Source organism: Paenibacillus sp. VCA1, from assembly GCF_031583795.1.
GTDB classification, from domain to species: domain Bacteria; phylum Bacillota; class Bacilli; order Paenibacillales; family Paenibacillaceae; genus Paenibacillus_AQ; species Paenibacillus_AQ albilobatus.
The window spans coordinates 379,920-393,482 of record NZ_JAVLSX010000006.1 but is presented as its reverse complement, the minus strand read 5'-3'; the positions used below and the strand labels follow the sequence as shown (position 1 = coordinate 393,482).

Sequence of the window (13,563 nt, the reverse complement as noted above, 5' to 3'; positions counted from 1 at the left end):
AGGACTATATATAAGGAGATGATAACAAGATGTCGCGGTTTAAGAAACCCGTTTGTGCATTGCTGGCATGCTTTACGATGTTGTCACTTATATTTAGCGTTTCGGTGTCGGTACCTAATCAAGCTTTGGCGGCGAGCGATGTAACGATCAATTTGTCGGCCGAAAAACAAGTGATCCGCGGGTTTGGAGGTATAAACCACCCGGTATGGATTGGAGATTTGACGGCAGCTCAACGAGAAACCGCATTTGGCAACGGGGACAACCAATTGGGCTTTTCCATTTTAAGAATTCATGTGGATGAAGATCGAACTCAGTGGAGCAAGGAAGTCGAAACGGCCAAAAGCGCGATCGCGCGCGGAGCCATTGTCTTTGCTTCGCCATGGAATCCCCCGAGCGATATGACCGAGACCTTCAATCGTAATGGAGACACGTCGGCCAAACGGCTCAGATACGATAAATACGCTGCGTATGCGCAGTATCTCAACGATTTTGTTATGTATATGAAGAATAACGGCGTGGATTTGTATGCGATATCGGTCCAAAACGAACCTGACTATGCGCATACCTGGACGTGGTGGACGCCAGCAGAAATGCTTCGCTTTATGAAAGAAAATGCGGGATCCATCCAATGCCGGGTGATCGCTCCCGAGTCATTTTCTTACCTGAAAAACATGTCGGACCCGATTCTGAATGATCCGCAGGCTCTTGCCAACATGGATATTCTGGGCGCTCATCTTTACGGAACTCCGTTCGACAACTTTTCTTATCCTTTATTCAAAGAAAAAGGAGCGGGGAAAGATCTCTGGATGACGGAAGTTTATTACCCCAATAGCGATAATCAATCGGCGGATCGTTGGCCTGAGGCGTTGGATGTTTCCTATCATATTCACAAGGCGATGGCGAAGGGGGATTTTCAGGCTTACGTATGGTGGTATATCCGCAGGCAGTACGGTCCGATCAAGGAGGATGGGACGATAAGCAAGCGAGGTTACAATATGGCTCATTTCTCCAAATTTGTTCGTCCTGGTTACGTGAGGGTCGATGCAACGGAGAATCCGGATACCGACGTATATACATCCGTGTATAAAGGCGACAACAAGGTTGTGGTCGTGGCGATCAACAGAGGCATTTCGGCCAAAAGCCAACATTTCGTACTGCAAAACGGAACGGCATCCAAGGTATCTTCATGGGTGACGGACGCCGGACGCAATATGGCCCCCGGATCCATCAATACGTCCGGAAGTTCTTTTGCGGCACAGCTCCCAGCCCAAAGTGTTACAACGTTCGTAGTAGACTTGGGCAGCAACGGCACAACTTACGAGGCAGAGACGGGCACGGCATTGACCGATGCGGTCGTTGAAACCGTCTATCCCGGATATAACGGTACAGGATATGTTAACTTTAATGCTTCATCCGGCGCAGCCGTTCAGTGGAACGGTATCTATTGCGCAGTGGCCGGAACCAAAAACGTGAATTTTCGTTACGCGCTGGAAACCGGGTCAAGAAAACTGGATGTTTACGTCAATGGGACAAAAGCGATCAGCAATGCCGAGTTTACAGCGACCGGCAGCTGGTCCGCCTGGAGAAATAAAACGATTCAAGTATCCATGGACAGCGGAATCAACACGTTAAAAGTCGTTACAACCGGGACGGAAGGGCCGAATATGGACAGCATTACCGTTTCGCCAGGTTCGTAACGCAGCAGGCAGCGGGTATCAGTATTTTATAAATCAATAAGGGAAGGCCCATTCGCAGTAGCGGGGAGCCTTCCCTTATAAAATGCCGGAAAACCAAAAAAGTAAACATTCGGTATGCAGGTAAAGAGATGCGGATTGTTTTGTCAACGAAATCCATAAATAATAGAAATGATACGCTTCTAACACTAGGAGACGAAATGGGGTTGCACGCTTGCGTATTTCCAGAATAAGCATGGTCATACTTCTTCTAGCGATAGCGTTCCCGTTGTCTATGCTGGCGTCTTGCGACGGAAACGGCTTGACGAATCAGAGCGGCTTACCGTTGAAGAGTGACGGAGAATACACCTATACAGAGCCTGGATTAAGTAAGTACAACCCGCCGATCGAGCTGACCTTCGTGCGGGAGACGAGCGATGATTTGGACAATCTCATCAAAACGTTTCCGGGGGAAACGCTGGAGGATAACCGGTGGACTCACTTGTACGGACAAGTTCTGGGCATCCGAATCAAATATGATTGGACGGCTAAAGGCACCCTCTATAATCAGAAGCTCGGCGTCGCGCTGGCCGCGGGCGACTTGCCGGATGTCGTGAGAGTCAATGCCGAGCAGCTCCGTCAGCTGAGCAATGCGGGCCTGATTCAGGATTTGTCCCAAGCCTATGAGAAATATGCGGCGCCGTTCACGAAGGAAATTTTGGGCCAGGAGGGGACCGGGCCGTTCGAAGCCGCTACGGTAGACGGAAAATTGATGGGCATTCCCGAGACAAGCTCATCGATTGAGGGAGCCCAATATATTTGGATTCGGACCGATTGGCTGAAGCGCCTTGGTCTGCAGCCGCCGCAAACGATGAATGACGTGTTGGACATTTCGAAAGCGTTTACAGAAAGAGACCCCGACCGAAACGGAAAAAACGATACATGGGGGCTTCCGGTGACCCAATATTTATGGGATCCCGTGATGGGCTTGTCGGCATTCATGGCCGGTTACGATGCCTTTCCGAATATGTGGATTCGGGATTCATCCGGCAAGCTCGTATTCGGCTCCGTTCAGCCGGAGGTCAAGACCGCACTGAAGGTCCTGCAGGACATGTATCGGAACGGCCAAATCGATGAGGAATTTATGTTTAAGGACGGCATCAAGGTAAAAGAACAGATTATCGCGGGAAAATATGGCATGATGTACGGCGAACAGTGGGGTTCGTTTGTCGTGCAAGGAAATCATGAGCGGGACCCGGAAGCGAGGTGGCAGGCATTTCCCATCGTATCGGCGACGGGGAAAGCGGCCAAAGTTCCGCTCCGCTTCGCAACCCATCAATTCCTTGCCGTCCGCAAGGGGATGGCTCATCCCGAAGCGGTCGTAAAGCTGCTCAATTTGCATCTGGAAAAGAACTGGGGGGCGACGGCTGAGTACGAAACCTATTACAGCACCCCTTATCCGGCGTGGCAGCTTTCTCCTGTCACTCCGTACCCGGCGCTGAAAAATTTGAATGCCTATTACCAAATCGAAGAAGCTCGCCTAACCGGGAACTCTTCCGTTCTTAAGGATGAGGCAAAGGCGATTCAAAAAAACATCGAGGCCTACCTTACCCGGAACGATCCGTCCGGTTGGGGTTGGGAACGAACCTATGGCCCGTCGGGAGCTTTTTCCATCCTTGACCGCTATAAAAGGAACAACCAGTTATTGTATGAGAGCTTTGTGGGTGCTCCAACCGATACGATGATCGAGAAACAATCGATTCTCGACTCATTGGCGATGGATACGTTCACCAACATTATACTCGGGCGCCCCATTGAGGAATTTGATCGTTTCGTCCAGGAGTGGAATCGTCTGGGCGGGGACAAAATGACGGCCGAAGTCAATGAATGGTATTTGGACAAACAGAAAGATTAGTGCATCGGAGGCGTTAATTTGATAAGGATTCCCGTGAATTCATTGCGTCATACCATTCTGGCCAGGCTCGTCCTGATGTATCTGGTGGTGATCCTCCCGATCATTCTGCTCGGCGTTTATCTGTACAATTGGAGCTATAAAAACGCAAGCGAAGAAATATCAAGAAATGCGCTGGCGCAGTTGTCGTCCTATCTCGAGGGACTGAATCGGGAAATCGAATGGCTGGAAATTCAGCAGTTCGATATTTTGCAGGAAAGCGAGCTCCATAAAATTGCCGTCACGTGGGAGATGATGGACGGTGCGGAGAAAAGGTCCAGCGTAAATTATTTGCTCCATCGCCTGACCTCCATAAAAAACAGCAGCCCATATATTAAAGATATTTATGTCCATATTCATTCGATCGACAAAACGATTTCGGCCAGCAACGCCGTTCGTGCCCTGGATCGGCAAAAATATGAAGAAATACGCTCCATCGGAGAACGAAGCGGCAGCCGGCTGGTCCGGCAGGGCGATTCGCTTCAGCTTACCGCTTCCAAGTACGGCGGGAAAAATGACGAGGATCCGCTGTATCTCGTTCAAATCGAATTGGATAACGACAAGCTGAAGGATTCTATGGGACCGCTAGGAGCGTATCCCGAAAGCGGGTCGATTCTGATCGCGGAGGAAGCGGGGTTCACTTTGTCCAGTACCGGCACGCCGCCGGGACTGCCGGATGAATTGATCAAGGCGGTCAAAAACCTGGATGACAATACGATGCTGCTCGATATCGGGGGAAGGGAGTACCATTTCAACATCGCCCAATCCGACAAGCTGGGCCTCTCTCTCGTATCGTATTTGCCGGAAGGAACGGTGAGGAGGCCGCTGATCAAATTCAATCTTTGGGCATGGGTATTTGCCGTAACTTCGGTTTTTGCCATCGTCGTTTATGCCTTTTCCACTTACCGTTACGTTCATCGCCCGCTGCTCTCGCTCGTCCAAAGCTTTCGCAGAATGGAGGGCGGGACCCTTGATATTCCGATCCGCCATGAGCAAAAGGATGAGTTCGGCTACCTGTATGACCGGTTTAATCAGATGCTCGTCAAGCTGCAAACCTTGATCGACCAAGATTTCAAACAGAAATTGATGATGCAGAAGGCGGAATTGAAACAGCTGCAGTCTCAAATCAAACCGCATTTCCTGTATAACAGCTTCTTTATCCTGAACTCGCTGGCGAAGACGGGCGATACCGACCGGATCGAGCAGTTCACGATCATGCTCGGCGAATATTACCGGTTCATCGCCCGCAATGGCGAGGACCATGTCACGCTGTCGGAAGAAATCAAGCACGCGAGAATGTATACGGAAATCCAGCAGCTTCGCTTCTCCCGGCGCATTCGTGTCCAGTTCGACGAATTGCCGGTGGACATGCAGCGCATCAAGGTGCCGAGATTGATCGTCCAACCGATGATCGAAAACGCCTATGAACACAGTCTGGAAAGCATGCCGAACGAAGGGTTTCTCCGCGTCACGTTTGAGCGTACCGGTTCCGAATGTCTCATCAAGGTCGAGGATAACGGGAACAGCATCGACGATGCCGGGATCGAAGCCCTCCAGCATCGGGTATCAGGTCCCGCCGAATCCCATGAAATGACGGGGATCATTAATATCCATCGGCGGATCCTGCTTACTTACGGAGAAGGCAGCGGACTGTTCTTGTCCAGAAGCAGCCTGGGCGGGCTTCAGGCAGCCATTCGAATCAAGATCAGAGAGGGGAACGGGGATGTACAGACTGCTAATCGTTGACGATGAAGATATCATTACGGACGGACTATATGAAGTATTCAACCGCCATCAACCGGAGCGGCTCGATGTATGCAAAGCCTATTCCGCCAAGGAAGCGCTGGATTGGATGTCGCGCACGAGAATCGACATCGTTTTGACCGATATTGCCATGCCCGGCATGAACGGGCTGGAGTTATCCGAAGAAATTCAGAAGTACTGGCCAAGATGCAGAGTGGTGTTCTTGACCGGACACAGCGAATTCGAATATGCGTACCGTGCCATCCAAATGACGAATGTCCGTTATGTGTTGAAGACGGAAGGGTACGGCAAGGTGATCGACACCGTGCAGGCTGTCATGGACGAAATGGACCGTGACAGCCTGCTGCTGGAACAGTCCCGCGAGCAGCTGCTTGCGTACCGATTCATGGCACAGGGCGACTATATGAGGCATCTTCTCCAGAACAGCCGTGTTTTGTGCAGGGATACGGACGTGATGGTCCGCGAATTCGGCAAGCTGGACATCGGCCTCGATCCTGCCCAGCCGATCGTGCTGGTCCTTGGCCGCATCTCGTATCCGGAGGGCAGGACGTATACCGAAAGATCCGAAATTTTGTCATCCGTCAGAATGGCCTGGGATACCTATTTTTCGGATAGGGCCCGAAGCATGGGGATCATCGATAAGCATGGCGACCTTTTTTGGTTTCTGCAACCGTCTGTGCGGGCCGAAGGCAGGCTTGACAGCCATTTCATCCGTTTCGTGGAAGGGACGCTGGAGATGATTCAGGAATCATGTCTCGGTTCGCATGGATTGACCATCGGATGGGCGCTGAGCTGCGAAGCATGCAGGTGGGGATGCTTGACGCGGCAGTACGAGAGGCTGCGGGAGCTTCAGCAGCTAAGGATCGGCAGCGGGGGAGCCATCATTGTGCGCGACGGCTTCGAGCCGCTCGATGGATTGGCCGGCAAAGAGAGCTTTGCGGACAGTCAGAAGGCGGAGGTGCTGAGAGCTTATCTTGAATCGGGAAGAAACGAGGAGTTTCTTCAGGAGCTTGAAGAGGTGATGGGCAACGCCCTTAAAATGAAGGGAAATGTACAGTTAACGATTGAAACATACTATACGATCGCGTTGATGCTTCATTCCTGCATTGGCCGAATGGGAATGCACGGACGAATCGACGATGCCGGGCAATTGATGCGGCTAAATGATCATCCTTCGATCGAGGAGGCCTTCGGTTATTTGAAGCGCGTCGCGGAATCCATTTTTCAAAGCAAACAAACGCAGGAGAGGGACAGGGCCTCGCTGATCGTCGACCGGATTTGCGAGTACGTCGAAGAACACTTGGGCGAAGATTTGTCTTTGGTACGCCTCGCGGAAATCCATTATTTCAACCCGTCGTATTTGTCACGGTTTTTCAAGCAGGAAAAAGGAATCAATTTATCCGATTTTATTGACAAATGCCGGGTGAAGAAAGCCAAGGAGATGCTGCGGGACAACGATTTGAAGGTGCGGGAGGTGGCGTTATCCGTCGGTTACGAGGCGGCCCATTCGTTCACCCGCTTCTTCAAAAAGGCGACGGGACTTACGCCGCAGGAATACCGGGATACCCTTTCTTTGAACTGAAAGCCGAAAACTAGATTTTGGCGGGTAATCCGGACGGATTAGACAGGTTGTTCCCGCTGAGTGCAAGCCTTACGCTTTTAAGAGAGTTGGGTTTAAGACCAAAAATGCTGAATAACGGGAGTTGACACAAAGATGAATGAAGTCGTTCATGCGCCGATCGGCAAACTGCCGCGAAACGGAAATCCGCTTGTCGCCCATAAATTCGGGGCCGACCCCTATGTGCTTGTGTTCAATGGGCGCGTGTACCTCTACAATACGGACGACGTATTGGAGTATGACGAGCAAGGAGAAGTCAAGGAGAACAGCTATGGCACCATAAACCGCATATCGGTGATTTCCTCGGATGATCTCGCGAACTGGACGGACCACGGCGTCATTCAAGTCGCAGGTCCGGAAGGAGCGGCCAAATGGGCGACGCAATCCTGGGCGCCGGCTGCGGCCCACAAAAGAAAAGACGGCAAAGACCGTTTCTTCTTGTACTTTGCCAACAACGCCAGCGGCATCGGCGTGCTGACGAGCGACAGTCCGACCGGGCCGTGGGTCGATCCGATCGGCAGGCCGCTCATCGCAAGGGACACGCCGGGCGTTCAAGGCGTCGTATGGCTCTTCGACCCGGCCGTCCTGGTGGACGAAGACGGCAAGGGATATATTTACTTTGGCGGAGGCGTACCGGAAGGACAGCATGAGAATCCGGGGACCGCCCGGGTGATGCGGCTGGGTGACGATATGATCAGCGTGGTCGGCGAAGCCGAGCCGATCCCGGCTCCGTTTATGTTCGAGGATGCCGGCATTCACAAGAAGGGCAGCAGGTATTACTTTTCTTATTGCTCCAACTTCTTCGATGGCATGCGGCCGGAGGGGAGCCCCCCGGCAGGGGAGATTGCCTATATGACCAGCACCCACCCGATGGGACCATGGACGTACCAGGGATCGATCCTTAAAAATCCCGGCCATTTTTTCGGTGTCAGCGGCAATAACCACCATGCCATTTTCCAATTTCATGAAAATTGGTATATTGCTTATCACGCGCAGACCTTATCGAAGGCCATGGGCGTGGCGAAGGGATATCGGTCCACTCATCTGAATCAAGTGTTTTTGGACGAAGAGGGGGCGATTCTCCCCATCGAAGCGGACATGGTCGGCGCTAAGCAGATCAAGCCGCTGAATCCGTATGCCCGCGTCGGGGCGGAGACGATGGCTTGGTGCGCGGGGGTGAACGTGCAGCAATTCCAGCCGGGCACAGTGGGACAGGGTGAGCCGCTCGTGGCCTTGGCGGATATTCATCATGGCGATTGGACGGCCGTGTCCGGCGTTGATTTCGGCGCCGGGGCCTCAGCGTTTGCCGCATCCGTATTGTGTACGAATGACGGGGGAGTCATCGAGCTCCGCTTGGACAGTCCTGATGGCCTAAGGATCGGTTCGCTTCAGGTGCCTTCGACCGGCGGACAGTGGAGCGAAATGACGACGCCCGTCAGCGGTGCCGAGGGCGTTCATGATTTGTACCTGGTCTTCAAAGGGAAGCCGGACATCGAGTTGTTCCGGCTAGGTGAATGGAAATTTAAGTAAATAAAGCCGTATTGAACGTTTGTCAAGCAGTGCCGTTCAAAGAATGCCGTCCGATCCAGCGGGCTGCATTCTTTTTTTATTGAACCTCCGCTGCCTCGTTGTTGAAGAAAAACACCAATAGCCGATATCCGTTCCTTGCAATAGGAAGCCGCCAAACCTGCGACCAGCATAATTCTAGGTTTTCTCAGGTAAACGAACGGGAATCAACGGGTATTTCGTTCGAAATGAAAGCGCTAAAATGGGGTTGTGGTGGCGCCTGCGCTTTGCATTGGTTCGCATACAATCCATCCGGATGCGGCTCTGACGCTGAAAATTATCGAATCGGGCCATATCGAAGGAGGCGAGTGCAATGAACACGACGGAAACGGAGATGAATGATTCGGGCAGCGGACCGATCCTGCGGGCATGCGGGATCAAACGGATTTTTGGCAGGGGGGATACGGCCGTTGCCGCTTTGGAGAATATCGATTTGAACATTCCGGCTGGAACGATTGTGGCTCTGAGGGGGCGCTCGGGTTCCGGAAAGACAACGTTATTGAACATTCTCAGCGCATTGGACGACCCGACGGAGGGACAGGTGTATTTCAAGGGGAGGGAAATCACCGGATTATCCGGCTCCGAACGCAGCCAGATCCGGCGCAGGGAAATCGGCCTCGTGTTCCAGTCCTATGGATTGATTCCGCTGATGTCGGCTTACGAGAACGTCGAATTCGGGCTGCGTATCGCGGGACTAAAGGGGAACCGGGAGGCGGTGGAGGATGCGCTTGACCGCGTCGGCATGCGGGAGCGGATGAAGCATCGGCCGTCCGAGCTGTCGGGCGGCGAGCAGCAGCGCGTAGCCATTGCCCGCGCAATCGTGCACCAGCCTGAGCTGCTGATTGCGGATGAGCCGACCGCCGAGCTGGACAGCAGGATGGGGCTGCAGGTCGTCCGCATTTTTCGCGAGCTGGTGAAAGAATCGGGGATGACGGTCGTTCTCACGACGCATGACCCCGGCATGATGGAGCTTGTCGATCACGTTATCGCATTGGAGGATGGAAATATTGTATCGCAGACAACGAACGAATCTCCCCTTATCTAACATAAACCGGCGCTTGCGCCGAATAGCCGCGCTTCTAACGGCGCTGATGCTGCTCTCGGGCTGTTCGCTCCTGCCGGTCGAACCGGAAACGCTGCAGCCGCCTTTGGTCGAGCCGGCCAAAGAACAGTTTAATGTCGTGCAGGCCAGCCGCGGGAAGATTCAGACCTTCCTGAAGGGGACGGCTTATTTCGTCTCGGCCCAATCCGAAGCGCTTTCCTTTAAGAATATGGGCGGAAGGCTGAAATCGATTCCGGTGACGGTGGGCCGGGAAGTGAAGGCGGGCGATCTGCTGGCCGAGCTGGAGACGGGCGATCTGGATTTTCAGGTTCGCCTGCAGCAGCTGAATGTAGAGCGCGCCCAGCTGCTGTACGATCAGGCGCGTGAGGCTGGCGCTGGCGCCGTCGACCTGCGGCTCAAGGAAATCGACCTGGAGCGCGAGCGGATGTCGCTGCAGGAGATGAAAGCAAGGCTGGGGCAATCGCGCTTGTACGCTCCCATATCGGGAACGGTGACGTTCGTCGAGAAGCTGAATGCGGGAGACAACGTGAATGCTTATCAAGCGATCGTCACGGTCTCCGACCCGAGCAAAGTACAGCTGACCTACGTTGCGGCGGACAGCAAGGATCTGAACCCGGTCAAAGCCGGCATGCCTGTCAGCCTCAAGTATAAAGGCAAGGACTATAAGGGAAAGGTTCTTCAGACCCCTTCGGATTTACCGGCAGCCGCCGACAGTTCGAAGGCCGAGAAGAACGGGGTAACGATTTTCATGAGCATGGACAACGCTCCGGGAGACGTCAAGGTCGGCGACAGCGCCGAGCTGACGATCGAGCTTCAGAAGCGGGATAACGCCATCATTGTGCCTTGCTCCGCCATCCGCTCTTATATGGGACGTTCCTATGTTCAGATCGCCGAAGGAGAACGCCGCAAGGAGGTTGACATCGAGATCGGATTGACGACGCCGACGGAAGTCGAGATCGTCAAAGGACTTGAGGAAGGCCAGAAGGTCATTCTGAACAATTAACCGAAGAGCTACAGCCCGGGCCGACCGGGCATGAGGGATGGGGTGTATGTATTGGCTTTGTGGACGATGATCCTGCGCAAGATGGCCAACAACAAGTGGCTGCAGCTGAATTTGTGGGTCGGCCTTACCGTATGCGTGGCCTTGTTCAGTTCCATGCCGCTCTACTCGCAGGCCATCCTGCAGCGGACGTTACTGAAGGAGCTGCAGTCCGTGCAGACCGGGAACGGGGTGTATCCGGGCTATCTCCGAATAAGCACCACGGTCTCGGCATCATCCATGGACGCAAAGACGACGGAAGCCGTCGAAAGCGCCGACCGGTTCGTGAAGACGATTCCGGAGCGTACGGGGCTGGAGGCGCTGTCGTTCTATCAGCAGCGGTTCACGGAGAAGATGAAGGTATACGGCGCGGATGCTTCGGCTCAAGAGAAGCAATCGCAGAGGACGTTAGGCGGCTTTATGTCGCTGTCGGATCTGGAGAAACGGGTCCGGCTGATCGAGGGTCGGATGCCGGCGGATCGTTCGGACGGGATCATCGAGGCGTTGGTCACGCAAAAATTTCAGCTGGCGGCCAAGCGGAAGCTTGGCGAAGAGTTGACCGTAGAACCGCAGGATGAAGGAGGTACCCGCTTTCGGGTCATCCCGGTCGGCATCGTAGAGACGAACCCGGACGCTGACCGGTATTTGCCCTTTCTGACCACGGAGAACGAGGACGGATTCCTGATCCCTCTCGAGCAGTTCGAGCGCGAATTTACGAAGGGCGGCAAAGCCAGGGTTTCCGGCATGGAGTGGCGGCTCGCACTCAATTACGAACAGCTGACGCTCGATAAGGTTGATGCTTTCACCCAGGCGGACCGGGAGGTCCGGCGTTATTTCAAAGGAAAGCTTGGGGTTGCGGATATCAAAATCCCGGCGAGCCAGACCATCGCGTCGTACCAGGGCAAACAGGGGAAGCTCGATACCGTGACGCTTTCGCTGTATACCCCTGTCATGCTGATGCTGGCGTTCTATTTATATATGACCGCCAATCTGATCATCGACCGGCAAAAAACGGAGATTTCCGTGCTCCGCAGCCGGGGAGCCAGCCGTCTGCAGATCATGACGGCCTACCTGCTGGAGAGCCTGCTGCTCGGCCTGAGTGCGCTGGCCGCAGGGCCGTTTCTCGGCGTATGGTTTACGAAATTGCTCGGCGCTTCCAATGGTTTTCTGGAGTTCGTGCAGCGCTCCGCGCTGAAGGTCAGCATGACGAGCAGCGCCTACCAAGTGGCCGCGGCCGCCGTGGCGGGAGCGATCATCCTGATCCTCATTCCGGCCTTCCTCGCAACGCGGGTCAGCATCGTAAGCCACAAGCAGCAGACGGCGCGCCTCACCCGGCTGTCGATCTGGCACAGGACAGGTTTGGATCTCGTTCTCGTCAGCCTGGCAGTTTATCTGCTGCACAATTTCAACCAGCGTCAGGAGGATTTGCGGAAGCTTGCGCTGGGATCTGTCGACCTGCAGGTCGATCCCCTGCTGTTTCTGACGCCGGCTCTCTTTGCGCTTGGAGGCGGTCTGCTGGTTCTGCGGGTATACCCTTGGTTCGTCCGGCTCGTTTATTGGCTGGGCCGAAACGGGTGGCCGCCGGCGCTGTATCATACGCTCGTTCAGATCAGCCGCTCGTCCGGGCAGTATTTGACGATCCAGGTGTTTTTGATCATGACGGTGGCGACGGGCCTGTTCAGCGCGAACGCGGCTAGGACCATCAACGACAACATGGACAGCAAGGTTCGGTATGCCGTCGGCACGGACATTGCGCTGACGACGAAATGGGAAAGCGATGCGCCTCCACCCGTATCCCCGGGGGCGGGAGGGCAGCCTCAGTCCGAGCCGGCAACGACAACAGCGCAGAAACGGGTTCAGTATATGGAGCCGCCCTTCGAGCCCTTTGAGGAGCTGGACGGCGTGCAGACGACAGCAAGGGTATTCAAGAAGCAGGAGGCGAGGTTCAGTGCCGGCAGCAATGAAAAAACGGGCAAAACGGCTCTTTTTGGCATCGACACGAAGGATTTCGGCAATACGGCTTGGATGAAGGAGGGGCTGCTGCAGCATCCGATCAACAGCTACCTGAATCTGATCGCCCCGAATCCGGAGGCCGTGCTCATTTCGCGCTCGCTCGCGGAGGATGCCAAGCTGAAGCCCGGCGATCCGATCCGGGTATACTGGGACGGTCTGGATGGGGCAACGTTCACCGTGTACGGCATCATCGATTATTGGCCGAGCTGGAGTCCGCTGCCGTCCAATCAAGGAAGCGGAAAACCGGAGCAGCCGCATCTCGTTGTCGGACATCTGGGCACGATTCAGAACAGGCTGGCTGTCGAGCCGTACGAAGTATGGCTGAAGCTGGCGGACGGCACAAGCAGCGAACGAATCTACGTGCAGCTGCAGGAGAAGAAGCTGCAGGTGACGGGCCTCCGGGACGCGACCCAGGAGCTGGTCCAATCCAGGAACGATCCGTTCCGTTTGGCGATGAACGGCGTAATGACGCTCGGTTTTGCCATTTCAATGCTGGTCAGCTTCATCGGTTTCCTGCTGTTCTGGGTCCTGACCCTATCCGGCAGAACGCTTCAATACGGGGTTTTGCGGGCGATGGGCATCTCTTTCCCGCAAATGATCGGCATGCTCGTCAGCGAACAGCTGCTCACGTCGGGGGCCGCGGTCCTCATCGGCGTGTTCATCGGCAACGTCACCAGCATGAAATTCGTGCCGCTGTTCGAAATGTCGTTTGCGTCCAAAGAACAAGTCCCTCCATTCACGATTACATATCAGCTCAGCGATTATTTGCAGCTGTACGGCATTATCGGGTTCACACTGGCTACCGGGCTGGTCATTTTGGGATACCGGCTGACACGAATCCGCATCGCGCAGGCGCTGAAGCTCGGGGAGGAATAG

Annotated in this window: 8 protein-coding genes; all 8 read left to right on the top strand. The window is 54.3% G+C overall.

Going from position 1 to position 13,563, the window contains the following annotated elements; translation table 11 throughout:
• Nucleotides 1–29 precede the first annotated feature (29 nt).
• Nucleotides 30–1,697: a glucuronoarabinoxylan endo-1,4-beta-xylanase XynC gene (xynC, locus tag RJP21_RS16300; RefSeq protein WP_310860195.1), complete on the top strand. Its 1,668-nt coding sequence runs from the start codon at nt 30–32 to the stop codon at nt 1,695–1,697.
• A 232-nt stretch (nt 1,698–1,929) separates the two neighbouring features.
• On the top strand, nt 1,930–3,588 hold the full coding sequence (locus RJP21_RS16295) for an extracellular solute-binding protein (protein ID WP_310860279.1): 1,659 nt from the start codon (nt 1,930–1,932) through the stop codon (nt 3,586–3,588).
• An 18-nt stretch (nt 3,589–3,606) separates the two neighbouring features.
• Entirely contained in the window at nt 3,607–5,370 is a 1,764-nt protein-coding gene (locus RJP21_RS16290) for a sensor histidine kinase (protein WP_397386224.1), read from the top strand.
• On the top strand, nt 5,348–6,970 hold the full coding sequence (locus tag RJP21_RS16285) for a response regulator transcription factor (protein WP_310860194.1): 1,623 nt from the start codon (nt 5,348–5,350) through the stop codon (nt 6,968–6,970). The genes RJP21_RS16290 and RJP21_RS16285 overlap by 23 nt, the downstream gene beginning before the upstream one ends.
• Nucleotides 6,971–7,102: 132 nt before the next feature.
• Complete coding sequence (locus RJP21_RS16280) at nt 7,103–8,536, top strand: glycoside hydrolase family 43 protein (protein ID WP_310860193.1); 1,434 nt, start codon at nt 7,103–7,105, stop codon at nt 8,534–8,536.
• Nucleotides 8,537–8,885: 349 nt separating this feature from the next.
• A complete protein-coding gene (locus tag RJP21_RS16275) occupies nt 8,886–9,617 on the top strand; it encodes an ABC transporter ATP-binding protein (protein ID WP_310860192.1) in 732 nt (243 codons plus the stop codon).
• Nucleotides 9,580–10,638, top strand: a complete 1,059-nt coding sequence (locus tag RJP21_RS16270; RefSeq protein WP_310860191.1) for an efflux RND transporter periplasmic adaptor subunit — start codon at nt 9,580–9,582, stop codon at nt 10,636–10,638. Before RJP21_RS16275 ends, RJP21_RS16270 begins: the two co-directional genes overlap by 38 nt.
• 42 nt (nt 10,639–10,680) lie before the next feature.
• Entirely contained in the window at nt 10,681–13,563 is a 2,883-nt protein-coding gene (locus RJP21_RS16265) for an ABC transporter permease (RefSeq protein ID WP_310860190.1), read from the top strand.

Bases quoted from the DNA above. Each gene is read 5' to 3' on its own strand.
- xynC (WP_310860195.1), top strand. From the start codon at position 30: ATGTCGCGGTTTAAGAAACCCGTTTGTGCATTGCTGGCATGCTTTACG.
- RJP21_RS16295 (WP_310860279.1), top strand. From the start codon at position 1,930: ATGGTCATACTTCTTCTAGCGATAGCGTTCCCGTTGTCTATGCTGGCG.
- RJP21_RS16285 (WP_310860194.1), top strand. From the start codon at position 5,348: ATGTACAGACTGCTAATCGTTGACGATGAAGATATCATTACGGACGGA.
- RJP21_RS16280 (WP_310860193.1), top strand. From the start codon at position 7,103: ATGAATGAAGTCGTTCATGCGCCGATCGGCAAACTGCCGCGAAACGGA.
- RJP21_RS16275 (WP_310860192.1), top strand. From the start codon at position 8,886: ATGAACACGACGGAAACGGAGATGAATGATTCGGGCAGCGGACCGATC.